This window comes from uncultured Ruegeria sp., from assembly GCF_947497005.1.
In the GTDB taxonomy this organism is placed as follows: domain Bacteria; phylum Pseudomonadota; class Alphaproteobacteria; order Rhodobacterales; family Rhodobacteraceae; genus Ruegeria.
This window is the reverse complement of the sequence record NZ_CANMFF010000002.1, coordinates 238,120-259,723: the sequence shown is the minus strand read 5'-3', so window position 1 is coordinate 259,723 and position 21,604 is coordinate 238,120. Positions and strand designations below refer to the sequence as shown.

The window sequence follows — 21,604 nt, the reverse complement described above, 5'->3', positions numbered from 1 at the left end:
TTGCCAGATACTGAAATAATCTCTCTGGTCAACCAATAGACAGCCAAGCCTGATCCCGATGGGCATTGATATCAAGAAAAAACCCTGCTCGTTTTCACGTGCAGGGTACTTTTCAGTCCGATACCTAAGCTTGTCTTCACTCAGCGGCTTCCGGTGCATCACCTTTGTCAGAAGGTGCTTCGTCTGCCGGTGCCGGAGCAGGTTTCGGCTTACGCGCGCGCGGCTTACGCGCAGGCTTTTCCTTGCGCGGAGCTTCTTCTTGCGTTTCCGTAGCCGGTGCGTCTTTGCTTTCCGGCGTCTCGACCAGACCGCTGTCCGGGCTCGAGGACGGATGGGACAGGTCCATCACATCCGGTTGCGGGGCTTCGGCCGGGTCAGCCTGACGGGCCGCTTCACGTTCCTGCCGTTCAGCGCGTTCACGATCACGCTCGGCCTGACGTTCGCGGTTCTGCCGCTCTTGCTCTTCGCGGCGAGCGTCCATCTCGCGCTGCGCTTCGCTCAGCATGCGCAGGTAGTGTTCCGCATGCTGCTGGAAGTTCTCCGCGGCCACGCGGTCGTTTGCCAACTGCGCGTCACGGGCGAGCTGGTTGTACTTATCTATGATCTGCTGTGGCGTGCCACGCACTTTGCCTTCAGGCCCCGAGCTGTCAAAAACCCGGTTTACAACGTTGCCGCCGGAAGGGCGATTGCGGTTATTCTTGGCCCGCGAGCGGGATTTGGAAGATCTCATCTTACTTTACGTCAGCCTTATCAATTCGCTGTCGCTCAACCCGTTTTTTGCATTGCTCTAAGGCGTTTGCCGTCACGGGATGTCGACTATTTTGGGCTTGGCGTCAGGGGTGCGCTGCAACAGCGTCAACCTCGCCGACTATTCCTGAGTAACCATGTCCTGACCGTGCAGACAAGAGGAATCTGAGGTTTTCACGAGGTTTTTTATTCAAAGCAGCTTTTTTTGGCCTTATTCCCTTATCTCATCCAGGCATTTTTGCGCCGACAACCCGGTCTCGCCCGTCCAGATCGGGGATCACGCAGACATCCGCCAAACCGGCTGCGTCAAACAAAGCAGATACCATATTTGCCTGTGTCGGCCCGATCTCCACGAGTATACGCCCGCCCGGCAAAAGAAAATCAGGGGCCGAGGCCGCAATCCTCCGATACGCGCCCAGCCCGTCTCCTTCATCCGTCAGCGCCATACGCGGCTCATGTTCCTGCACTTCGGGCGAAAGATCTTTCATCTCGGACTCAGAAATATACGGCGGATTGGAAACAATTAGATCAAACTGACCTTCAATGTTTTCAAACCAATTTGACTGCACGATCTCGACCCTCCCCTGCACTTGATGGTGTACCGCATTGGCGCTGGCCTGAAGACACGCCGCCTCGCTAAGATCGCCGCCTACACCTGATGCGCTGGTGCGCTCAGCAAGCAATGTAACCAGGATACAGCCCGAGCCCACGCCCAAATCCAGAACATGATCGAAAGGTTCGCTCAGCGCCGCTTCGATCAGGGTTTCGGTTTCGGGGCGCGGATCCAGAACATCCCGGCTAACGCGAAACCTGCGCCCGTAAAATTCGCGTTCGCCCAGCAAATGCGACACCGGCACCCGAATGGCGCGCAGCGAAATCAACTGGTCATAGCGTTCGGAAATCTCGGGCTGCAATTCCTCGGGGGCAATCAGTGTGACTCGGCTGGCTTCAATCCGTGCCGCATGGGCCAACAGCAGACGGGCGTCCCGCGCCGGGTCTTCGACGCCTGCAGCCCTGAGGCGTGCCGTCGCGGCCACCATGGCCTGCGCTGCTGTTTGCAGACCCTTCATTGCGCCATCTCGGCCAGCAGACGGGCCTGATCATCTGCCGAAAGGGCGTCAATCACGTCGTCCAGATCGCCCTGCATCACCTGATCCAACTTATAAAGCGTCAGATTGATCCGGTGATCCGTCATCCGCCCCTGTGGAAAATTATAGGTGCGAATGCGTTCTGAGCGGTCCCCCGAGCCCACCTGGCTGGCGCGATCTGCTGAGCGTGCGCTGTCGATCCGCTGCCGCTCCAGATCATAAAGTCGCGTTTTCATCACCCGCATGGCAATCTCGCGGTTGCGATGCTGGGACTTCTCGGAACTCGTCACAACCAACCCAGTCGGAAGGTGTGTAATCCGTACCGCCGAATCGGTAGTGTTCACATGCTGCCCACCCGCACCTGAACTGCGCATCGTATCGATACGGATGTCGTTGGCGTCGATCTGAATATCCACATCCTCGGCCTCGGGCAAAACTGCCACGGTTGCGGCCGATGTATGTATGCGCCCGCCGCTTTCAGTCTCGGGTACACGCTGCACCCGGTGCACGCCGGATTCGTATTTCATTCGGGCAAAGACGTTGTCGCCCTTGATGTGGGCCACCACTTCCTTGATGCCGCCAAGATCCGAGGCCTGTTCTTCGATAACTTCAAACCGCCAACCACGTGCTTCGGCATAGCGTTGATACATGCGCAGCAGATCGCCCGCGAACAAAGCAGCCTCGTCCCCACCGGTACCGGGACGAATTTCCAACATGGCCGGGCGCGCATCCGCTGCGTCCTTCGGGAGCAGCGCCAGTTGCAATGCATGTTCTGCTTCGGGGATACGGGCTTGCAACTCGGGAATTTCCTCCTCGGCAAGTTCCTTCATATCCGGGTCGGCCAACATCGTTTTCGCCTCACCCAGATCAGATACCAGCTGGCGCCATGCCATGATCTGGTCAACCACCGGTTTGAGGTCGGAATATTCCTTGGCCAAAGTCGCAATATCACCACCTGATGCCCCATCGGCCATAGCGGCTTCTAGGTATTGGAAACGCTGGGTGATCTGTTCAAGACGTTCTTCGGGGATCATCCGCGCGGTGTCTATCATCCGGGGGCTTTGGTCAAGGGCAACGTCGTGCTAAGCTGGTCACATGACACGGTATGTTCTTGCTCTGATGCTAACCTCTACGCCGGTTTTGGCGGACTATATCGGCCCCGACGGCAAGACCCGCGATTGCTATTGCACCGACACGTCCGGGTCCCGCATCGAACTGGGAGAGATGATCTGCCTGCAGGTTGATGGCCGCATGTTCACAGCTCAATGTCAGATGTCGCTGAACGTGCCCATGTGGCGTGAGGTGCAGGAAGGGTGTCTGTCGTCTGGGTTGCAGTCGAACTTACCCGTTCTGGAAATGCCCTTTGGCTTTGAAAGCGCTCTGTGAGCGCTACAAGTCTTCCCACCTACTCAATTTGTACGCCTTGCGCTGATACAGTCTGAGCGCAATCGTAAGAAAAGTGAGTGGTGCCGCGGCTATTACCGCGGGCCCGAGTATGTCAGGAAGCCAAAGGTATTTTCCAAATAGGACCATTGCTCCCGCTTGAACCAAGGAAATCAACGAAACCAACAAAACAAACACAGCGACACTGGCAAGAGGCGACTCCCAATAGAGGAACGGATTTGGTTTTAAACCGAACCTTCGTAAACGCCAAAGATCAGTGTCAATTCGTATACTCTGCGTGACACCAGCCTCTTCCATTTCGGACAATGCCCGGTGAAACTTTCGCTTATGGTTGTTCATACTAAACAAATGACCATTTAACTCTACAATTTCAACTTATTGCAACGTTTCCAGCCAACCATCTACCCTCGCCTTGTTCACCCCGAAGTCCTTGCGACCAAATCGCAGGCGGCCATGGATACGCAGGAAGTCGCCGTCTTGTTGAATGGTGGAATAGTCGGGAAAACCGATCCATTTCGAGCGGGTGACATAGGTGATCATGCCCTCACCGACCGAGCCCGCCAGCACCGAAGTGCGCGGCGTGGCGCGGACGATCTGATCGAAACGCTGCAACCCATCCGGGCCGGTTTCCACAACACGCAGCACGCCATTTGGCAGGTCCTGATTATCCGCTGCAACCGGCGCAACATGCCATTGGGCGGGATCTGACGGGGCCAACCGGACATAAGCGCCCAGCCCGACCACAAGCGCGATCACTGCCCAAAGAACCATCTTTCTCATCCCGCATTATCCTCTTGGTGAAACTCTATGCGGATCAAACGGCGGGGCAAGTCATTCCGGCCGGCTTACCGTGACGTCACACCCGGCAGGATGCACAGCATCTCATAGATCAGGTTCGCGGCCGTCAGCGCCGTGTTGCCCGACGGATCATAAGGCGGAGAGACCTCGACCAGATCACACCCCACCACATTCACGCCCTGCAACGCGTGAATCAGTTGCAGCGCTTGTGGCGTGGTCAACCCGGCAATCTCCGGCGTACCGGTGCCCGGTGCAAATGCCGGGTCCAGGCTGTCGATATCGTAAGTGACATAAACCGGATGATCCCCGATGATCTTGCGGATCTGCGACCCGATCTGCGTCAGGTTCTGCTGCCACAGCTCCCAGGCCGGGAACTGGCGGAACCCCCAATCCCTGGCTTCGGTAAAATCCGAGGCCGCATAGCCCGAGCCGCGAATGCCGATCTGAAAGGTCTTGTCAGGGACAATCAGCCCCTCCTCAAAGGCACGGCGGAAAACAGTGCCGTGGGTTTCCTTTTCGCCAAACATCTCATCGTTCACATCCGCATGGGCATCCACATGCACCAAAGCCACCGGGCCATGCTTTGCCGCAATGGCCCGCAGGATCGGCAGAGTGATCGAATGATCGCCACCCATCGCCACCGGGATCACATTCTTCTCCAGGATCGCATCATAGCTTTCCTTGATGATCCTGAGGCTTTCGGCCAATGAGAATGTGTTGATCGCAAGATCCCCAATGTCGGCGATCTGCAGACTGTCGAACGGGGCAGCCGACGTGGCCATGTTGTAAGGCCGGATCATCGCGCTTTCGCTGCGGATCTGTTTCGGCCCGAACCGCGTGCCAGACCGCCACGAAGTTCCGATATCCATCGGAATCCCCAGCACCGCCACATCCAAACCCGCCAAAGAGGCCGCCTGCGGCAGGCGCATGAACGTATTCGGCCCCGAGAATCGCGCCAGATCATTGCCGCTGACCGGTTGGTTGAATTCAGTCATGCGCGTTATTCCCCATTCCTGTCATTCACTTGATCCAGCACATACCGGACGTATGGCTAACTATTGGTTAACGCGTTATTGCGCGGGTTCACTCTTTTGTCTTTGCCAGCTTGTCCCACCCCAGCAGGCAAATGATCTGTGTCGCTACATGCGCGCCCGCAATTGCCGTCGCGCCCGAGGTGTCAAAGGGTGGAGAAACCTCCACCACATCGCCGCCCTTGATGTTAATCCCGGCGATGTCGCGCAGGATGATCTGCGCCTGGATCGAGCTGAGCCCACCCCAAACCGGCGTGCCCGTGCCCGGGGCAAAGGCCGGGTCCAGCCCGTCGATGTCAAAGCTCAGGTAAACGGGGCTGTCACCCAGAATGCCTTTGATCTTTTCCGCCACAACAGCAGGCCCGGATTCATAAACCTCGCGCGCATCGATAATGTTCACGCCCAGCGTGTCCTCGTTGGTGGTTCGGATACCGACCTGAACAGAACGCTTGGGATCCACGATGCCGGATTTTACCGCCTTGTAGAACATCGTCCCGTGATCGACCCGGGACATGTCGTCATCAGCCCAGGTATCTGTGTGCGCATCAAATTGCAGCAGCGACATCGGCCCGTATTTCTCGGCATAAGCTTTTAGAATCGGAAAGCTGATATAGTGATCGCCCCCCAGTGTGACCGAGGCTACGTCTGCGGCCAGAATAGTGCGGATATGATCGGTCAGCGTGTCAGGAAAAGCCGGGATATTGGCGTAGTCATAAGCCATATCGCCATAATCAACGATCGCCAGTTCGCTCAGCGGATCATAAGGCCATCCATAGGGTGCGTCGGGCGATTGCAGCGCGCTGGCTTCGCGGATCGCGCGCGGGCCAAGCCGGGTGCCGGGGCGGTTCGTGACGGCCTGATCAAAGGGAACGCCGGTCACGGCGATATCCACTCCGGTCAGGTTCTTTGTGTAGAGCCGCCGCAGAAACGATGTCGCCCCGCCAAACGTGTTTTCATAAGATAACCCTTTGAGATCCGGGTTGGTGAACGCCTCATCCACCTGGTTCTTTGCATCTTCCAGTGCCATTTCTTTACCCCGTCAGCCCAGCGGCTGCGCCTTTTCCACGATCCGCGCGAAGAACGAAGCCCCCACCGGCGCGATATTATCGTTGAAATTGTATTTCGGGTGATGCAGCCCTGCGCCATCACCCTGCCCCAGAAACAGATAGGCACCCGGCCGCGATTGAAGCATGTAAGAAAAATCCTCGGCCCCCATGTCGCGCCCCATTGTGTCGACCACCCGCTCGGGCCCGGACACTTCGCGCGCGACTTCGGCAGCAAAAGCAGTCTTTTCAGAATCATTGATCGTAGCTGGATATCCGACCTGATAATCCAAACGTGCCTCTACCCCGTATGAAGCCGCCTGCCCCTGAACGATTTGCTCCATCCGCTCTTTCACCATCTTCTGTACAGAAGGATCGAAGGTGCGCACCGTGCCATTCAGATAGGCGGTATCAGGGATTACGTTATTGACTGTTCCTGTGTGAATCTGGGTAACCGAAACCACCAGATCCTCCACTGCATAATGGTTGCGGCTGACAATGGTCTGGATCGCCTGAGCAATGCCACAGGCCGCCATAACCGGGTCGCGGGCCTGATGCGGCATCGCCCCATGCCCTCCGACACCCTGGATATGGATCTCAAACGAATCCACCGCCGCCATGATCGGACCCGGGGTGGTATAGAACGCCCCTTCCGGATTTCCCGGATCGTTGTGGATGCCATAGACCTGAGAGATATCAAACCGCTCCATGATTCCTTCTTCGACCATAACGCCTGCGCCACCGCCTTCTTCTTCGGCAGGCTGAAAGATCAAAGCGACGCGGCCTCTGAAATTTCGCGTCTCGGCCAGATACCGCGCTGCCCCCAGCAGCATCGTGGTATGCCCGTCATGCCCGCAGGCATGCATCTTTCCGGGGTTCTGAGAGGCATACTCCACTCCGGTCTCTTCGGGGATCGGAAGAGCATCCATGTCTGCGCGCAGACCGATCGTCGGCCCGTCGCCCTGCCCGTTGATGATCGCGACCATCCCGGTTTTGGCGATGCCCTCGTGCAACTCATCGACCCCGAACTCACGCAGACGCTCGGCCACAAAGGCCGCGGTTTCATAGCACTCGAATTCCAGTTCGGGGATGGTATGCAGATACTGGCGCCATCTGGTCATATCGGCAGAGAAATCGGCAATTCGGTTGACGACGGGCATCTGGGGTGGACTCCTGATCGGGACTGCGGAATGGATGCATCTGACACCGGAATGAAAGGGTTCGCAATGGTCGAAAATCCACTGATCCATGACAGTGATGCGGGTATCGAGCGTCTGTTGGAAATTATGCGCCGCCTGCGCGATCCCCAATCCGGCTGTCCGTGGGATATCGAACAGGATTTCGCGACCATCGCGCCTTATACGATCGAAGAGGCCTATGAGGTCGCCGACGCCATCGAACGCAAGGCCTATGATGAGCTGAAAGGAGAGCTGGGCGACCTGCTGTTCCAATCCGTCTTCCATGCGCAAATGGCTGAAGAGGCCGGGCATTTCACCTTTCAGGACGTGGTGCGGACCATGTCTGACAAGATGGTTAACCGCCACCCGCATGTGTTTGGCGATGAATCGCGTGACAAATCAGCTGACCAGCAAACCAAGGACTGGGAATCTATCAAGGCCGCTGAGCGCGCAGGCAAGGAACAGCAAGGCGCGCTGGACGGCGTCGCAGCCAACCTGCCCGCCCTTCTGCGTGCCCATAAGCTGCAGAAACGTGCCGCTCGTGTGGGATTTGACTGGCCCGATGCCAGCCATGTGCTGGCAAAGATCACCGAAGAAGCCGCCGAGCTGGAAGAGGCACGTGACAAGATGGATGCTGATGCGCTTGAGGATGAATTCGGCGATCTGCTCTTTGTCATGGTCAATCTGGGCCGCCATCTGGGGATCGAACCCGAAGCCGCCCTGCGCCGTACCAATGCCAAGTTCACGCGTCGTTTCGAACAAGTCGAGGCCCGGCTGGCCGAGCGAGGCAAGACGCCCTCACAAAGCGATCTGGCCGAGATGGACGCGCTCTGGGATGAGGTCAAAAATGAAGAGCATCGCGCCAACGGCAAACTCCCGCCGGTGGATGCGATAGCCGCACCCAGAAACGGGTAGACAAGCGATCCGACACTTGCGAGTGTCCCACCTTCACGACCGCCGGAGACGCGCATGCCCCCTCGCAAGATCATCATCGACACCGATCCCGGACAGGACGATGCTGTCGCTATCCTGCTGGCGCTGGCCAGTCCCGACGAGATTGAGGTTCTGGGCATCACTGCGGTTGCAGGCAACGTCCCACTGGAGCTGACGGCCAAGAACGCGCGAATCGTCTGCGAGCTGGCCGGTCGGACTGATGTGCCAGTTTATGCGGGCTGCGACCGACCGTTGAACCGCGCGCTGATTACGGCGGAACATGTACATGGCAAGACCGGGCTGGATGGCCCGGACCTGCCTGATCCGCAAATGCCTTTGTCCGATGGGCACGCGGTGGATTTCATCATCGAAACACTGCGTGCTGAAGAACCGGGAACCGTAACTCTTTGCCCTTTGGGGCCACTGACGAATATCGCGACCGCTTTCCGCAAAGCCCCTGATATCGTCGATCGGGTTCAGGGAATCGTTCTAATGGGTGGGGCGTATTTCGAGGTGGGGAACATTACTCCCACCGCCGAATTCAACATTCATGTCGACCCTGAAGCCGCTGATATTGTGTTTAAATCTGGTGTACAATTAGTGGTGATGCCGCTGGACGTCACGCACAAAGCCCTGGTCACCAAGCCGCGCAATGACGCTTTCCGTGCGATCGGGAGCAATGTCGGAATCGCCGTGGCCGAGATGACTGATTTCTTCGAGCGGTTTGACAAAGAGAAATACGGAAGCACAGGCGCGCCTCTGCATGACCCGTGCGTAACTGCCTATCTGATCCGACCAGAGCTGTTCACCGGTCGTTTTGTGAATGTGGAAATTGAGATCCAGTCCGAACTGACCCTGGGCATGACCGTTGCGGATTGGTGGGGTGTGACTGACCGCTCCCCCAATGCGCTGTTTGTGGGGGAAGTCGACGCTGACGGGTTCTTTGCCCTGCTGACAGAAAGGCTGGCCAGACTATGAGCGCCTCTCTTCGCCTTGCGCGCCCCGAGGATCTGGATCGCCTGATGGCGCTGGTCACCGCGTTTCATACCGAGGCCGGGATGGATCAGGACGCCGATAAAACCAGAAACGCACTGACCCCGTTGCTGGAAGGTATCCCTCATGGCTGTGTCTACCTCATCGGACCCGGACGCGCGCCTCTGGGCTATATCATCCTGACCTTTGGCTGGTCGGTCGAGTTTGGTGGCATGGACGGTTTCGTGGACGAGATCTATATCCGCCCTGCCGTTCGGGGCCGCGGTATCGCAACCGAGGTTATGCTGGATTTACCCAAAGCCCTTGCTGGGGCAGGCTTGACCGCCCTTCATCTGGAAGTCGATCGAAACAACGAAGCCGCTCAGAAGCTTTATCTGCGTACCGGGTTCAGGCCGCGCGACAGGTACGTGCTGATGAGCAAAACGCTTTAACGCGACTCGCCCCGGAAAATATTAGCCGGATTCATGTCCTGTACGGGATCATTCGACGAAACCGGGTCGCCGGTAATTGGGTAAGTATCCGGACCCGCGCAAGCGGACAGAATTGTGATGGACGCTGCGGTGGCTATCAGAAGGAATTTGGATACAGACATCGTAGTCTCCTTTCTGCGATGCAATCAGGCTAGATCACGCGCTTGTGTTTATTTAGGTAAAAGTTCACACATAACATGATTTTTGCATTTATTTTAGAAACACAGCGATCATTCTATTGCTTCTGTGCACCGGAACCTTCTGATTAACCTGACCAATTCAGACCACACCTCAATCCCAAGGAAAATTCAGATTTTCGGTATATTTCATCGGTTTTTCCGGATTGATTGTAAGGATCTAACACCCTGAGAAAAACAGAGCGCGGCGCCCTCAACCTCAGGTAGCGCCCCCGGAAACAGACATTTCTTCGGTATCTTTCCCCGTGACCGTTCCGCGGGCGTCCGATTAGGACCCTTGAAATCTCATATCCATGAACGCAGAGGGTCAGAAATGGAACAATTGATCGGTCAACTGGTTGGCGGTGCCATAGGCGGCACAGGGGGCGGCAAGGTCGTCAAGGGCTCTGACATGGGCAGTCTTGGCAACATGTTTGCCGGTGCCGTGGGCGGCGTAGGCGGCGGTCAACTGCTCAGTGGTTTGCTGGGGGCCGGTGGTGCTGCGGCGGGCGGCATGGATCTGGGGGCTCTGGCCGCGAATCTTGTCGGTGGTGGTGTCGCAGGTTTGGTGGTTCAGGTTGTTGTCGGCATGATCATCAAGAAGATCAAAGGCTGACGCCCTGCCCCTCAAAAGACACGGGGGCCATTGGCCCCCGTACCTAGATTACTTCAGGATCGATGCACCGGCGTAGTCAGCAACTTCGCCCAGCGATTCCTCGATCCGGATCAGTTGATTGTACTTGGCCAACCGGTCCGACCGCGCCAGCGATCCGGTTTTGATCTGGCCGCAATTTGTCGCCACGGCCAGATCGGCAATGGTGGCGTCCTCGGTCTCGCCCGACCGGTGCGACATCACGTTGGTGTAACGCGCGCGATGCGCCATATCGACAGCGCGCAGGGTTTCGGTCAGCGAACCGATCTGGTTCACCTTGACCAGCATCGAGTTGGCACAGCCGCGCTCGATCCCTTCGGCCAAACGGATCGGGTTGGTCACGAACAGGTCGTCGCCCACCAGCTGCACCTTGTCGCCAATGGCATCGGTCAGGGCCTTCCAGCCGTCCCAGTCATCTTCGGACATGCCGTCTTCGATTGAGATGATCGGATAGTCGTTCACCAGCGCGGCGAGGTAAGCGGCGTTTTCTTCGGATGTCAGGGTCTTGCCCTCGCCCGACAGGACGTATTTACCATCCTTGTAATACTCGGTCGCCGCGCAATCGAGCGCCAGGTGAATTTCGTCTCCCGGCTTGTATCCAGCTTTCTCAATAGATTTCAGGATGAAGTCCAGTGCCTCGCGGGTTGATGCGATGTTGGGGGCGAAACCGCCCTCATCCCCGATTCCGGTGCTGAGACCGGCGGCAGACAGCTCTTTCTTCAGGGTGTGGAACACTTCTGAACCCATGCGCACGGCTTCACGGATATTCGCGGCCGCAACCGGCATGATCATGAATTCCTGAATATCGATCGGGTTGTCGGCGTGCTCGCCGCCGTTGATAATGTTCATCATCGGAACCGGCAGAACCCGGGCCGAAGTACCGCCCACGTACCGATATAGAGGCTGCGTGGTGAAATCCGCAGCCGCCTTGGCCGTCGCCAGCGACACACCCAGAATGGCGTTTGCGCCCAGACGGCCTTTGTTTTCCGTCCCATCCAGTTCGATCATGGCCTGGTCGATGGCCACCTGCTCGGTCGCGTCGAAACCTACCAGTTCTTCGGCGATCTCACCGTTCACGGCGGCAACGGCTTCCAGAACACCCTTGCCCAGGTAACGCGCCTTGTCGCCGTCACGCTTTTCTACGGCCTCATACGCGCCCGTGGATGCGCCCGACGGAACGGCGGCGCGCCCCATGGTGCCGTCTTCCAGAATCACGTCGACTTCAACTGTCGGGTTACCCCGGCTGTCCAGAATTTCGCGTGCGTGGATGTCGATGATGGTGCTCATGAGGCCTGTCCCTATGGCTGCGGTCGGTTGCACGCGTCATAGCAGCAACCGGTCAGAAGTAAACCGGTTCCGTTATCGCTAACATGAATATTTCCGAACCTTTAGGGCTAACAGCCCATTGTTTGCGCCAACACGGTCAGGCCGGAGCCAGCGCGCGCGCCAGACGCCGTTCACGGATAAAGGTGTAAAGACCCGAGCCGATGATCAGGGTCGCCCCTGCCATTGTCAGCGTGTCCGGGCGTTCGCCGAACATCAGCATTCCGGCGAGGATCGAGAACACAAGACGTGTGTACCGGAACGGCATAAGGGCAGACGCCTCGCCCACCCGCATCGCCGTTACGATACCGTAATACCCTAGCACACCAAAGCCGATGGCCCCCAGATACGGACCTGATTGACCTGTTTGAACAGGCACATAGGATGCCCCGGACATCACCATCAGAATCAGACCCGCGACAGCAACCGCAATATAAGCCTGCATCGCAACAACGGACGAAGCGACCCGTGCATCCAGCCTGCGCGTGATTAGATCACGGGCGGCAATTGCAACGACAGACAACACCACAAACAGCGATTCCGGCCGAAAGCCCTCCATCCCGGGGCGGATGATCATCAGAACACCGATAAAGCCGACACCAATGGCGCTCCAGCGACGCCATCCGACCTGTTCCCCCAGAAACAGGGCCGCCCCCATGGTGACGACCAGCGGCATGGCCTGAAACACCGCAGCAACGGTGGACAGATCAATCAGTGACAAGGCTGTCACAAACGCCACTGCGCCAAAACCTTCTGTCGCGGCGCGAACCAATGGCAGGGTTTTCCAAGCCACAGGATCAAAGATCCGTTTGCGTGTGACCACTGACATCGCGGCAAAGACGAGCCCGCAAAACACGCCCAGAAACACCATGATCTGTCCTGTCGGCACAGAGCCAGACAGCACCTTGATGAACATGTCCTCAAGTGCAAAGGCCGCCATCGACCCGATGAGCAGCAGAATGCCGTTTACGTTGTTCATATGCGTGTCCGTAGGAAAAGGGCAATTCAGGCGCCAATGCACGCACAACAACCTCAACCAATGGCAACTGGCAAGACAATTCCCCGTCACGCCTGATGAATTAACGTGAGGGGATCAATCGCGTTTTGTGATGGATCAATCCTGTTCCAGCGGAACACCATACAGTTCCAGCCGGTGCCCCTTTAACTTATATCCCAACTTTGCCGCGATTTTTTCTTGCAGGGCTTCAATCTCGGGGTCGACGAATTCGATAACCTCACCAGACTGCATGTCAATCAGATGGTCATGATGGTCCCGCTCGGCATCTTCATAACGCGCGCGCCCATCGCCGAATTCCAGACGTTCCAGAATTCCCGCCTCTTCGAACAGCTTGACCGTGCGATACACCGTTGCGATAGAGATACCTTGATCTATCGCTGAGGCACGCGAGTACAGTTCTTCGACATCAGGATGATCGTCGCTTTGTTCCAGTACCTGCGCGATGATCCTTCTTTGACCGGTCATGCGCAGCCCCTTGGCTTCACAACGCCCAATAATTGTATCCGACATGATGCCCCTCAGACTTGCTCGGGTGTCTGTCTTAATAGGTCTGTTCGCTTTGCGCTACAGGGATTTCATCTTTTCCAGCGTTCTCAGCCTGCACCTGTCAGATCGGCCCAGACCGGCAAATGATCTGATGCGATATGTGCGGGTCGCCTGTCATGAACACCGTGGGCAATGGCCTGCACCCCGGTGCCCAGCGCGATCCGGTCCAGCGCCCCCAGCGGCTGCGCGGCAGGAAAACTGGGCCTGGGCGGTAGAAATTGCATTTCCGGGGCCAGATGATCCAACACCGGTTGACGAGACCATTCATTGAAATCACCGGCCCAAACCGTCGGCATCTGATCCAGATCTCCGTCATTCCGCCGGATATGTGAAATCTGCTGCCGTCGCGAAGCGGGCAAAAGCCCCAAATGCATACCCATCACTCGCAGCGGCCCGATATGGGTGTCAAACTCAACTCGAACCGCCCCTCGTGGTTCCAACCCCGGTAAGTCGTGATACCCTTTTCGGCGCACCGAGATATCTTTCCCCCGCCAGATCACCGCGTTACCGTGCCAGCCCAGACTGCCGGCACCTCCCAGATCGACAATCTGCCACCCCGCCTCGTCCAGCATGAAATGCGGCAGCGCCGCCGGGCGCGGTGGCAGGCGTTTGTCGGCCTCCTGCAATACGACGATGTCAGCCTGCATGTTTTCGATGACCTGCAAAATACGCTGCGGCTGACGCCGGAAATCCAGCCCGACGCATTTCTGTATGTTGTAGCTTGCGATGCGCAAAGAGGATGACGTTTGCATAGGAGTGTGACCAATTGAACTGGCTCCAAAGTGCCATGCCTGACGCTGGGTGCAACCCCCCTGCTCTGTTTCCTACCGCCGGAAGTAAGGGTCGCCGTTGGACCCAAGTATTTTGTCCGTAAAATTGGCGATTGCGCCCTGCTTGCTTTCAATGCAGAGGTTCCGCTTGATCCCCAGCCCCGCAACACTCTATCCCGATGCGGTGACGACGTCGCGTCGCAGCTAGACCGAGGCCGAGGTGAGCTTGAGCCAGACCCAACCAGACAGAAGCACACGGGCCAGTATCATCCTGGTGATGGGCGGCGCGCTGTGGGGCCTTTATTGGATCCCGGTCCGGTTTTTCCTGGACCAGGGCCTGACCGGCCCCTGGCCCGGAATCGCAATGTATTGCGCGGCCCTGATTGCTTTGATCCCCTTTATCTGGGCTGACAGACGTCTGCTGACCCGTCAATGGCGTGACCTGATGCTCAGCGGTATGTTCACGGGGGCGGCGTTCAGCTTGTATTCCATCAGCCTGGTCTACACCGATGTCGTACGGTCGATCCTCCTGTTCTACCTCACTCCCATCTGGGGCACCGTTCTGGGCCTTGTGTTCCTGGGAGAGCGCCTGAGCCTGATGCGCCTTGCGGGCCTGATCTGCGGGCTTGGCGGACTGTTTGTCGTACTTGGGGACTCCGGGTTCGTGCCATGGCCGCAGAACATGGGCGACTGGCTGGCGCTGGCGTCAGGTGTCTGCTGGGCTTTGGGCACTCTGGGCCTGTACAAGGCTGGCAACATCTCCATTTCGGGTCAGGTCTTTGCCTTCGTCACTGGGGCGTTGTTGTTGTCACTTCTCAGTCTTGCAGTACTGGGGAACCAAACCCTGCCAAATATCGCTCAGGGTGAAACACTCCGGGTCGTGGGCTATGCTCTGCTATCGGCGTTTTATGTCCTGCCGATGGTCTACATGACCATCTGGCCAGCAACAAAGCTGTCCCCCGCCCGTGTCGGCCTGCTGTTGATGAGCGAGGTTGTCATCGGCCTCGCCTCCGCTGCGGCCTTGTCCGGTGAACCCTTTGGTCTGCGCGAGTTTCTGGGCGCCACCCTGATCGTCAGCGCCGCAGTGTTGGAAATCCTGCGAAAGTAGGCTCGCGCCATGCGTTACGTCCCGCAGAACGTCGCGTGTACCACCTCATTCTTGGCCGGAGGACGCTTCAGATCCGCAGCGCCGGCCTGTTCGTCGTAAGGTCGCGCTAGGACAGCACTCAATCGGTGGAACAGCGCGTAATCGCCTTTCACCGCTGCCTGAATCATTTGTTCGATCCGGTGATTGCGCGGAATGAAAGTCGGATTTGCCGCGGTCGTTACGTCCAGCGGCGTTGCTTCGCGTTCCAACCGTGCACGCCAACTCTCTTCCCAACCATCAAAAGCCGCGGGGTCAAGGAACTGATCCCGAGCAGCGTCACTGCCCAGCGCCCGGAAGGTATTGGTGAAATCCGCCTGCCCTTCGGCCATGCGCTTCAGCAAGCCTGTGATCAACTCCAGATCGCCATCTTCAGCAGTCGTCAGACCGATCTTCGCCCGAAACCGTGTCAACCAGTTCTGTTGCAGCATGTCCGGCATGGCATGGACGATCTCGGTCGCCTCTTCCACGGCGGCCTCTTTGTCGTCTACCTGCTGGATCAATGATGTCGCCAGCTGCGCAAGGTTCCACACCGCGATATCGGGCTGGTTCGAATAGGCATAGCGCCCCATTTGGTCAATCGAACTGAAGACGGTATTGGGATGATACGTATCCATGAACGCGCAGGGGCCGTAATCAATGGTCTCTCCCGCGATTGAGCAGTTGTCAGTGTTCATTACCCCATGGATAAAGCCCACGCTCATCCATTGCGCAATCAAACTGGCCTGCGCATCCCGCACCGAACGCAACAGGCCCATTGGGCCTTCAGCTTCAGGGTAGTGGCGCGTAATGGCATAGTCTGTCAGACGCTTCAGGCTGTCCAACTGACCCCGTGCGGCAAACACCTGAAAGGTGCCAACCCGCAGATGGCTGGTCGCAACCCGTGTCAGCACCGCACCCGGCATTGGCCCTTCGCGAAAGACAGTCTCACCCGTTTCCGCCGCTGCCAGAGCACGCGTGGTTGGAATGCCCAGCGCGTGCATCGCCTCGGACACCACATACTCGCGCAGGACAGGCCCCAGCCACGCCCGGCCATCGCCCCGGCGCGAAAACGGCGTGGGGCCTGAGCCTTTCAGCTGTATGTCACGACGCATTCCGTCCGTTCCGACAGTTTCACCCAGCAACACCGCGCGTCCGTCACCAAGCTGCGGGTTGTATTGCCCGAACTGATGCCCGGAATATAGCTGTGCGATCGGTTCAGCGCCCTCGGGAATACTGTTTCCCGCAAAAGCTTGGGCCATGTCCTGCACATCGCCGGGTGAAATCCTCAGCAGCCGCGCCAGATCATCGTTGAACACAATCATCTTCGGCGCGCGCACAGGAACCGGTGATTGCCGCGCAAAGAATGCATTCGGCAGACGGGCATAAGAGTTATCGAAAGGGATCGTCAGTGTCATGCCGCAAACATATTCCTTGGGCGCACGAATACCATAGCGGATCGCGCCGTCCCGTGCATAATCGCGCTCAAACACGAGGGACCGTATGAACGCACAAGAGATTATCGACGGCCTGAACCTGCAACAGCACCCCGAAGGTGGTTGGTACGCCGAGACCTGGCGTGCTGAAAACGAAGGCCGTCCCACCGGCACCTGCATCTATTTCCTGTTGCAGGAAGGCGAAAGCAGCCACTGGCACCGTGTCGATGCGACCGAGATCTGGCTTTATCACGCGGGCGCACCGCTGATCTTGTCGCTGAGCGCATCTGACGATGGTCCTGCCGCCGACCATCTGTTGACGCCCGATCTGTCGCAAGGCGCGCCTCAACTGATTGTACCCAAGGGCCACTGGCAAGCGGCGCGCAGCACTGGAGACTATACGCTGGTCAGTTGCACAGTCTCCCCCGGGTTCCAATTCGAAGGGTTCGAACTGGCGGAACCGGGGTTTGATATCCCAAAAGTGTAACCCGTACGACATCGATCGCTAATAAGTGGAGTTTACAGAAAGCCGACCTTTTATCATTCTATACAGGTAGCTTCTGGTGACGGAGTATCGAGTGAGAATCAAACAGGCCTTTCTGTCTGTCCCGTTCCTGCTGGCAATTGCGGGTTTTGCAAACGCTGAACCTGCGTGCACCGAATCCCCCCTTCCGTCTGACCTGATTGAACCCGAGGTTTTGAGCGAAGATCATCTAACGGCGCAAAGGAAGCCGGAAAAAGTCGAGCCCGCCGTGCTGGCTTCAAAACGCCCTGCGCTTCGCCCCTGCAAGTTTCGTCAGTTTGAAGTCGGTCGCGAACGCATGCTTGAGCGTGGTGCAGTATGTGGCGACTGGACCATTCTGGGGGAAACGCGAAAACCTCTTTCCGGAAAAGCCCGGGGGTGTGGGATCGCCAACCCCGTTCGGGTCTATAGAATCTCTGAAATCGCGCTTAGCCAGTTGTCGTTGATGGATTGCCAGACAGCAGTCACGTTGAAGACGTGGATCGAGAACACCGCCAAGCCCGCCTTTGCCGATCAGGGCGGCGGGCTCAAAGGATTGCGCATTGTCGGGCACTATGCCTGCAAGACCCAGAACAACCAGCCGCGCGCGCGCATTTCGGAACACGCACGCGGGCGGGCTATCGATATATCGACCTTTGTCCTTCAGGACGGAACTCAGATCACGGTGCGCGACGGGTGGAACGACGGTGAACAATCTTCCGTCATGCGCAAATTGCACCGCGAGGCCTGCGGAGTGTTCGGAACCGTGTTGGGTCCAGATGCTGACCGTTATCACACCGGACATTTCCACTTTGACACAGCCCGCCGCAAGGGCGCACCGGTGTGCCGATAAACCTTCGGGTTGCGCCGCTTATTTTTCGTTTCGGCTTTTGATCAACATATTGATCAGCGGCACCAGCAGTGTTGCTGCCGAACCCAAAGGGTTCGACCCGATGCTCTTGACCGCCTGCACGACCTCTCGCGCCTCTGCGGTCATCTCTTCCAATTCGTCTTCAATATCCGCTATGGCCATGTCGCGCACTTCTACGGCCGGGGCGACCTCTTCCTCGACAGTGTTGCGCCTTGCGATCAGAACCAGAAATCCTGCAAATACCAAATTTCCAAAGGCCAACAGCGCCGCCGCCGAGGCTGGCGACATTGAGTTTTGAAGAGCCAAAAACAAGGAAACATTCAATAGTACCACCGCCAACAACACTAAGATGCCAGCGATACCCATCAGTATGGTCTGCTGTTGAACCACAGCAAGACGGCGGCGTGTAATCAAACGTTCGGTCCGGTAAATCGTCACCAGATTTTTGCTTAGTCTGCTCATAACTGGTCTCCTAACCCTGCGCGCGCCCGACGACGTACCCCAGCGAAAACGCTATCAGCAACGCCGTGATCGGATAGTCTTTTTGCAAGCGACCAAACTCCTCGACCACGTCTTCTCCCAGCGACTGAACCTGACTCAGGTCGATCCCATGGTCTTCCAGCAGCTTCCGGATTTCATCCGATGATTTGGCGCGCTCCGGCGGATCGTTAGGGTCCAGGTCTTTTTCGACCTGCGCTTCCAACGTCGTATTTCGTTCCCGTAACTTCTGTAACTCGGATTCAAGCTCTGCTTTGGTCGCCATAATGCCTTACCCTCATTCAATGGGTCCGGGGTAACCGTCGCACAAAGAGTTGTTTTTTTGAACTGTTTTCCGGGTGGCGTTACCCAACCGGATCCATCGAAACCGAGCTTACGACCCCGCCACCAACCAGCGCCTGAACTCCCGTTGTTCCGGGGCAAGAGGTCGGCAAACCCCGCAACACACGCACGGCCAAATAGGCAAAAGCTTGCGCTTCTAGCATGTCGCCGTCCAATCCCACAGCCTCGACCGGCTCAACCGGGCAATCCAGTGAAACGCGCAGCATCTCCATCAACACGGGGTTATGCCTGCCACCCCCGGTGACCAGCACACAGGATGGCGGCTTCGGGCAGTGCTCCATCCCTTGCACCACACCTGCGGCGCACATCCCGGTCAGGGTGGCCACCGCATCGGCGTCATTTAATTCCTGCACCAGACCGATCATTTCCGAGAAATCGTTCCGGTCCAGCGATTTCGGCGGCATCCGGGCGAAAAAGGGCTCGGCCAGAAACAGTTCCAGCGCACCCATCTCGACAGTACCGTCGCGCGCGATCGCCCCGTCCCGGTCCATGGGAAGCCCCAGCCGTTCCTGCATCAGATCATCGACCGGCGCATTGGCCGGTCCCGTATCAAAGGCCAGCAACGCGCCGGGCGCTTCGGGGCCGTCAAACGTCGGGTCCACATAGGTCAGATTGCCAACGCCACCCAGGTTCAGAAAGCACAAAGGCCGGTCCGCACCGAACCATTTCGCACAGGCAAAGTGAAAGAACGGCGCAAGCGGCGCCCCCTCGCCCCCCATTGCCACATCATCACTGCGGAAATCCCAGACCACCGGACGCCCCAACGCCTGTGCCAACCCGAGGCCATCGCCCACCTGCAAGGTCCCACGCCCGCGCGGCTCGTGTGCCAGCGTCTGACCATGAAAGCCGATCAGGTCCACATCCTCGAACTCGGACAGCGCTTCGGCATGGGCGAATGTGATCATCTCGGCCGCTGCATCGACCTGAGGTCCGTGCCACTGCCCCAGTGCTGCCCGCAGCACATCGCGCTCGGCATCCGAATACGCGCGATATCCGCTTTCACCAAAGCCAAGGATCGAGTGCCCATCAGTTTCCACAACCGCAACGTCCACCCCGTCCATCGAGGTGCCGGACATCGCGCCCAATACCCGGACCGGTCCGTGTTTTTTGATGGTCTGGCCCAAGCCTGCCTCCTGAATTGGCTGTGTCTTCCGCCGCATCCGGGTCTGGGGGATCACCTCTGGGTTGCAGCCCGGTCAACCTGCCTTCTGTTGGACGACAAAGGCAAGCGTTCTGATCCAGCTGATCGGTTTTTTTCTCGGGGCGCGTGTCTGGATCGACACCCTTGATCCCCCGCCGCCCCTGAGATGAAAAGGTGCCTTTTCCTCTCCTGCGCTGCCGCCTATACAGTGCCCCGCAACAGTAACCCAAAGGGCACGATATGACCTACCACCCCAAATCGGATTTCATCGCCACGATGATCGAGCGCGGCTTCCTCGCCGACTGCACCGATTATCAGGGCCTTGACGACGCGCTGATTAGTGGGTGCAAACCGGCCTATATCGGCTTTGATGCAACGGCCAAGTCGTTGCATGTGGGCAGCCTGATTCAGATCATGATGCTGCGCTGGTTCCAGAAAACCGGCCACCAGCCGATCACTTTGATGGGCGGCGGCACCACCAAGGTGGGCGACCCTTCGTTCCGCGCGGATGAACGCCCCTTGCTGGGCCCCGAACAGATCAATGAGAATATCGCGGGCATCAAAAAGGTGTTCTCGGCCTATATCGACTATGACTCTGAGGCCGAGAATAAGGCTCTGATGCTGAACAATGAGGAATGGCTGGACAACCTGAATTACCTCGATTTCCTGCGGGACATCGGGCGGCATTTTTCAGTCAACCGGATGCTGAGCTTTGAATCGGTGAAGTCCCGACTGGATCGTGAACAGTCGCTGAGCTTTCTTGAGTTCAACTACATGATCCTGCAGGCCTATGATTTCCTGGAACTGAACCGCCGCTATGGCTGCGTTCTGCAGATGGGCGGCAGCGACCAATGGGGCAATATCGTAAATGGTATCGACCTGACCCGCCGCGTGCTGGATCACGAAATCTATGGTCTGACCTCACCCCTGCTGACCACCAGCGACGGCAAGAAAATGGGTAAATCTCAGGACGGCGCGGTCTGGCTGAACGCGGACATGCGCTCGCCCTATGAATTCTGGCAGTTCTGGCGTAATACCACCGACGCTGATGTCGGGCGGTTCCTGAAACTCTACACCGAAATGCCGGTGGACGAGTGCGACCGCCTGGGTGCGCTGCAAGGATCCGAAATCAACGAAGCCAAGATCCGTCTTGCCAACGAGGTGACGACGCTGGCCCACGGTGCGCAGGCTGCTGAGACCGCCGAAGCCACCGCTCGCGAAGTGTTCGAAAAGGGTGGCGTGGGCGACGATCTTCCCACCCTGACCCTCAGCGCGGCTGAGCTTGGTGATGGTATGTCCATCGTGCAGATCATCGTCAAATCTGGCCTGGCCAAATCCGGCAAGGAGGCCAAGCGCCTGATCGCCGAAAACGGCGCCAAGCTGGATGACGCGCCGCTGACCGATGCGGGATTGATGATAGACGCAGGCGCCCTTTCATCCCCTATCAAGCTGAGCGCGGGCAAAAAGCGACATGCGCTGGTGCAACTGGGCTAACCCAGCAGGGCTGATCCCGATCGAATA

At 57.8% G+C, this 21,604-nt stretch carries 26 protein-coding genes; 9 read left to right on the top strand and 17 right to left on the bottom strand.

Features of this window, described 5'->3' with window-relative positions; genetic code table 11:
• Positions 1-136: 136 nt before the first annotated feature.
• The 3 genes from Q0816_RS03730 to prfA form a co-directional block, all read right to left on the bottom strand.
• Positions 137-730 carry a DUF4167 domain-containing protein gene (locus Q0816_RS03730; protein WP_298847808.1) on the bottom strand — a complete coding sequence of 198 codons (594 nt, stop codon included), beginning with the start codon at positions 728-730 and terminating at the stop codon, positions 137-139.
• Positions 731-971: 241 nt separating this feature from the next.
• Entirely contained in the window at positions 972-1,817 is an 846-nt protein-coding gene (gene prmC, locus Q0816_RS03725; RefSeq protein WP_298847806.1) for a peptide chain release factor N(5)-glutamine methyltransferase, read from the bottom strand.
• Positions 1,814-2,869, bottom strand: coding sequence for a peptide chain release factor 1 (prfA, locus tag Q0816_RS03720; protein ID WP_298848158.1), 1,056 nt, complete (start codon positions 2,867-2,869; stop codon positions 1,814-1,816). The genes prmC and prfA overlap by 4 nt, the downstream gene beginning before the upstream one ends.
• 61 nt (positions 2,870-2,930) lie before the next feature.
• On the opposite strand from prfA, the gene Q0816_RS03715 reads away from it, so the two are divergent.
• Entirely contained in the window at positions 2,931-3,221 is a 291-nt protein-coding gene (locus Q0816_RS03715; protein ID WP_298847805.1) for a hypothetical protein, read from the top strand.
• A 3-nt stretch (positions 3,222-3,224) separates the two neighbouring features.
• On the opposite strand, the gene Q0816_RS25995 is transcribed toward Q0816_RS03715, so the two are convergent.
• The 5 genes from Q0816_RS25995 to Q0816_RS03695 form a co-directional block, all read right to left on the bottom strand.
• A complete protein-coding gene (locus Q0816_RS25995; RefSeq protein WP_367180464.1) occupies positions 3,225-3,578 on the bottom strand; it encodes a DUF6404 family protein in 354 nt (117 codons plus the stop codon).
• 36 nt (positions 3,579-3,614) lie between these two features.
• Positions 3,615-4,019: a DUF1499 domain-containing protein gene (locus tag Q0816_RS03710; protein ID WP_298847803.1), complete on the bottom strand. Its 405-nt coding sequence runs from the start codon at positions 4,017-4,019 to the stop codon at positions 3,615-3,617.
• A gap of 65 nt (positions 4,020-4,084) precedes the next feature.
• Complete coding sequence (gene speB, locus Q0816_RS03705) at positions 4,085-5,032, bottom strand: agmatinase (protein ID WP_298847801.1); 948 nt, start codon at positions 5,030-5,032, stop codon at positions 4,085-4,087.
• A gap of 88 nt (positions 5,033-5,120) precedes the next feature.
• The gene (gene speB / locus Q0816_RS03700) at positions 5,121-6,095 is read right to left on the bottom strand and encodes an agmatinase (protein ID WP_298847799.1); all 975 of its coding nucleotides are present in this window, start codon (positions 6,093-6,095) and stop codon (positions 5,121-5,123) included.
• Between the two features lie 12 nt (positions 6,096-6,107).
• Entirely contained in the window at positions 6,108-7,271 is a 1,164-nt protein-coding gene (locus tag Q0816_RS03695; protein WP_298847797.1) for a M20 aminoacylase family protein, read from the bottom strand.
• A 66-nt stretch (positions 7,272-7,337) separates the two neighbouring features.
• Here Q0816_RS03695 and mazG point away from each other — a divergent pair, with 66 nt between their 5' ends.
• The 3 genes from mazG to Q0816_RS03680 are packed head-to-tail and all read left to right on the top strand — an operon-like array spanning position 7,338 to position 9,646.
• Positions 7,338-8,204 carry a nucleoside triphosphate pyrophosphohydrolase gene (gene mazG / locus Q0816_RS03690; protein WP_298848157.1) on the top strand — a complete coding sequence of 289 codons (867 nt, stop codon included), beginning with the start codon at positions 7,338-7,340 and terminating at the stop codon, positions 8,202-8,204.
• 54 nt (positions 8,205-8,258) lie between these two features.
• On the top strand, positions 8,259-9,200 hold the full coding sequence (locus tag Q0816_RS03685) for a nucleoside hydrolase (RefSeq protein WP_298847795.1): 942 nt from the start codon (positions 8,259-8,261) through the stop codon (positions 9,198-9,200).
• Positions 9,197-9,646 (top strand): N-acetyltransferase, encoded by a 450-nt coding sequence (locus Q0816_RS03680; protein ID WP_298847793.1) that lies wholly within the window; start codon positions 9,197-9,199, stop codon positions 9,644-9,646. The genes Q0816_RS03685 and Q0816_RS03680 overlap by 4 nt, the downstream gene beginning before the upstream one ends.
• Here Q0816_RS03680 and Q0816_RS03675 read toward each other — a convergent pair.
• Positions 9,643-9,807, bottom strand: coding sequence for a hypothetical protein (locus Q0816_RS03675; RefSeq protein WP_298847791.1), 165 nt, complete (start codon positions 9,805-9,807; stop codon positions 9,643-9,645). The two genes, Q0816_RS03680 and Q0816_RS03675, sit on opposite strands and share 4 nt — an antisense overlap.
• Positions 9,808-10,195: 388 nt before the next feature.
• Here Q0816_RS03675 and Q0816_RS03670 point away from each other — a divergent pair, with 388 nt between their 5' ends.
• Positions 10,196-10,477 (top strand): hypothetical protein, encoded by a 282-nt coding sequence (locus Q0816_RS03670; RefSeq protein ID WP_298847789.1) that lies wholly within the window; start codon positions 10,196-10,198, stop codon positions 10,475-10,477.
• A 48-nt stretch (positions 10,478-10,525) separates the two neighbouring features.
• On the opposite strand, the gene eno is transcribed toward Q0816_RS03670, so the two are convergent.
• From eno to Q0816_RS03650, 4 genes are all read right to left on the bottom strand, one after another.
• Entirely contained in the window at positions 10,526-11,800 is a 1,275-nt protein-coding gene (gene eno, locus Q0816_RS03665; RefSeq protein ID WP_298847788.1) for a phosphopyruvate hydratase, read from the bottom strand.
• Between the two features lie 136 nt (positions 11,801-11,936).
• Positions 11,937-12,815: a DMT family transporter gene (locus tag Q0816_RS03660; RefSeq protein ID WP_298847786.1), complete on the bottom strand. Its 879-nt coding sequence runs from the start codon at positions 12,813-12,815 to the stop codon at positions 11,937-11,939.
• Positions 12,816-12,950: 135 nt separating this feature from the next.
• On the bottom strand, positions 12,951-13,364 hold the full coding sequence (locus Q0816_RS03655; protein WP_298847785.1) for a Fur family transcriptional regulator: 414 nt from the start codon (positions 13,362-13,364) through the stop codon (positions 12,951-12,953).
• Positions 13,365-13,447: 83 nt separating this feature from the next.
• Positions 13,448-14,152, bottom strand: coding sequence for an endonuclease/exonuclease/phosphatase family protein (locus Q0816_RS03650; protein WP_298847783.1), 705 nt, complete (start codon positions 14,150-14,152; stop codon positions 13,448-13,450).
• Between the two features lie 244 nt (positions 14,153-14,396).
• On the opposite strand from Q0816_RS03650, the gene Q0816_RS03645 reads away from it, so the two are divergent.
• Positions 14,397-15,278, top strand: a complete 882-nt coding sequence (locus Q0816_RS03645) for a DMT family transporter (protein ID WP_298847781.1) — start codon at positions 14,397-14,399, stop codon at positions 15,276-15,278.
• A 14-nt stretch (positions 15,279-15,292) separates the two neighbouring features.
• Here the strand turns inward: Q0816_RS03645 and Q0816_RS03640 are convergent, their stop codons facing one another.
• Positions 15,293-16,711 carry a YdiU family protein gene (locus Q0816_RS03640; RefSeq protein ID WP_298848155.1) on the bottom strand — a complete coding sequence of 473 codons (1,419 nt, stop codon included), beginning with the start codon at positions 16,709-16,711 and terminating at the stop codon, positions 15,293-15,295.
• Positions 16,712-16,796: 85 nt separating this feature from the next.
• Between Q0816_RS03640 and Q0816_RS03635 the strand changes: the two genes are divergently transcribed.
• Both Q0816_RS03635 and Q0816_RS03630 read left to right on the top strand, forming a co-directional pair.
• A complete protein-coding gene (locus Q0816_RS03635) occupies positions 16,797-17,216 on the top strand; it encodes a cupin domain-containing protein (protein WP_298847779.1) in 420 nt (139 codons plus the stop codon).
• A 91-nt stretch (positions 17,217-17,307) separates the two neighbouring features.
• Complete coding sequence (locus Q0816_RS03630; protein WP_298847777.1) at positions 17,308-18,084, top strand: extensin family protein; 777 nt, start codon at positions 17,308-17,310, stop codon at positions 18,082-18,084.
• A gap of 18 nt (positions 18,085-18,102) precedes the next feature.
• Here the strand turns inward: Q0816_RS03630 and Q0816_RS03625 are convergent, their stop codons facing one another.
• The 3 genes from Q0816_RS03625 to Q0816_RS03615 all read right to left on the bottom strand — a co-directional run bounded on the left by Q0816_RS03625 (position 18,103) and on the right by Q0816_RS03615 (position 20,066).
• Positions 18,103-18,564 (bottom strand): hypothetical protein, encoded by a 462-nt coding sequence (locus Q0816_RS03625; protein WP_298847776.1) that lies wholly within the window; start codon positions 18,562-18,564, stop codon positions 18,103-18,105.
• A 10-nt stretch (positions 18,565-18,574) separates the two neighbouring features.
• The gene (locus Q0816_RS03620; RefSeq protein WP_298847774.1) at positions 18,575-18,865 is read right to left on the bottom strand and encodes a hypothetical protein; all 291 of its coding nucleotides are present in this window, start codon (positions 18,863-18,865) and stop codon (positions 18,575-18,577) included.
• A 79-nt stretch (positions 18,866-18,944) separates the two neighbouring features.
• Positions 18,945-20,066: an anhydro-N-acetylmuramic acid kinase gene (locus tag Q0816_RS03615; protein WP_298847772.1), complete on the bottom strand. Its 1,122-nt coding sequence runs from the start codon at positions 20,064-20,066 to the stop codon at positions 18,945-18,947.
• A gap of 257 nt (positions 20,067-20,323) precedes the next feature.
• Here Q0816_RS03615 and tyrS point away from each other — a divergent pair, with 257 nt between their 5' ends.
• A complete protein-coding gene (gene tyrS / locus Q0816_RS03610) occupies positions 20,324-21,577 on the top strand; it encodes a tyrosine--tRNA ligase (protein ID WP_298847771.1) in 1,254 nt (417 codons plus the stop codon).
• The last annotated feature ends 27 nt before the right edge of the window (positions 21,578-21,604 follow it).

Excerpts from the sequence above, each read along its gene's own strand:
- Q0816_RS03655 (WP_298847785.1), bottom strand. The coding sequence starts at position 13,364 with ATGTCGGATACAATTATTGGGCGTTGTGAAGCCAAGGGGCTGCGCATG.
- prfA (WP_298848158.1), bottom strand. The coding sequence starts at position 2,869 with ATGATCCCCGAAGAACGTCTTGAACAGATCACCCAGCGTTTCCAATAC.
- eno (WP_298847788.1), bottom strand. The coding sequence starts at position 11,800 with ATGAGCACCATCATCGACATCCACGCACGCGAAATTCTGGACAGCCGG.
- Q0816_RS03710 (WP_298847803.1), bottom strand. The coding sequence starts at position 4,019 with ATGAGAAAGATGGTTCTTTGGGCAGTGATCGCGCTTGTGGTCGGGCTG.
- Q0816_RS03650 (WP_298847783.1), bottom strand. The coding sequence starts at position 14,152 with ATGCAAACGTCATCCTCTTTGCGCATCGCAAGCTACAACATACAGAAA.
- Q0816_RS03640 (WP_298848155.1), bottom strand. The coding sequence starts at position 16,711 with ATGACACTGACGATCCCTTTCGATAACTCTTATGCCCGTCTGCCGAAT.
- Q0816_RS03680 (WP_298847793.1), top strand. The coding sequence starts at position 9,197 with ATGAGCGCCTCTCTTCGCCTTGCGCGCCCCGAGGATCTGGATCGCCTG.
- Q0816_RS03620 (WP_298847774.1), bottom strand. The coding sequence starts at position 18,865 with ATGGCGACCAAAGCAGAGCTTGAATCCGAGTTACAGAAGTTACGGGAA.
- Q0816_RS03625 (WP_298847776.1), bottom strand. The coding sequence starts at position 18,564 with ATGAGCAGACTAAGCAAAAATCTGGTGACGATTTACCGGACCGAACGT.
- mazG (WP_298848157.1), top strand. The coding sequence starts at position 7,338 with ATGGTCGAAAATCCACTGATCCATGACAGTGATGCGGGTATCGAGCGT.
- Q0816_RS03695 (WP_298847797.1), bottom strand. The coding sequence starts at position 7,271 with ATGCCCGTCGTCAACCGAATTGCCGATTTCTCTGCCGATATGACCAGA.
- Q0816_RS03635 (WP_298847779.1), top strand. The coding sequence starts at position 16,797 with ATGAACGCACAAGAGATTATCGACGGCCTGAACCTGCAACAGCACCCC.
- Q0816_RS25995 (WP_367180464.1), bottom strand. The coding sequence starts at position 3,578 with ATGAACAACCATAAGCGAAAGTTTCACCGGGCATTGTCCGAAATGGAA.
- speB (WP_298847799.1), bottom strand. The coding sequence starts at position 6,095 with ATGGCACTGGAAGATGCAAAGAACCAGGTGGATGAGGCGTTCACCAAC.
- Q0816_RS03670 (WP_298847789.1), top strand. The coding sequence starts at position 10,196 with ATGGAACAATTGATCGGTCAACTGGTTGGCGGTGCCATAGGCGGCACA.
- tyrS (WP_298847771.1), top strand. The coding sequence starts at position 20,324 with ATGACCTACCACCCCAAATCGGATTTCATCGCCACGATGATCGAGCGC.
- Q0816_RS03660 (WP_298847786.1), bottom strand. The coding sequence starts at position 12,815 with ATGAACAACGTAAACGGCATTCTGCTGCTCATCGGGTCGATGGCGGCC.
- speB (WP_298847801.1), bottom strand. The coding sequence starts at position 5,032 with ATGACTGAATTCAACCAACCGGTCAGCGGCAATGATCTGGCGCGATTC.
- Q0816_RS03730 (WP_298847808.1), bottom strand. The coding sequence starts at position 730 with ATGAGATCTTCCAAATCCCGCTCGCGGGCCAAGAATAACCGCAATCGC.
- Q0816_RS03675 (WP_298847791.1), bottom strand. The coding sequence starts at position 9,807 with ATGTCTGTATCCAAATTCCTTCTGATAGCCACCGCAGCGTCCATCACA.
- Q0816_RS03685 (WP_298847795.1), top strand. The coding sequence starts at position 8,259 with ATGCCCCCTCGCAAGATCATCATCGACACCGATCCCGGACAGGACGAT.
- Q0816_RS03715 (WP_298847805.1), top strand. The coding sequence starts at position 2,931 with ATGACACGGTATGTTCTTGCTCTGATGCTAACCTCTACGCCGGTTTTG.
- prmC (WP_298847806.1), bottom strand. The coding sequence starts at position 1,817 with ATGAAGGGTCTGCAAACAGCAGCGCAGGCCATGGTGGCCGCGACGGCA.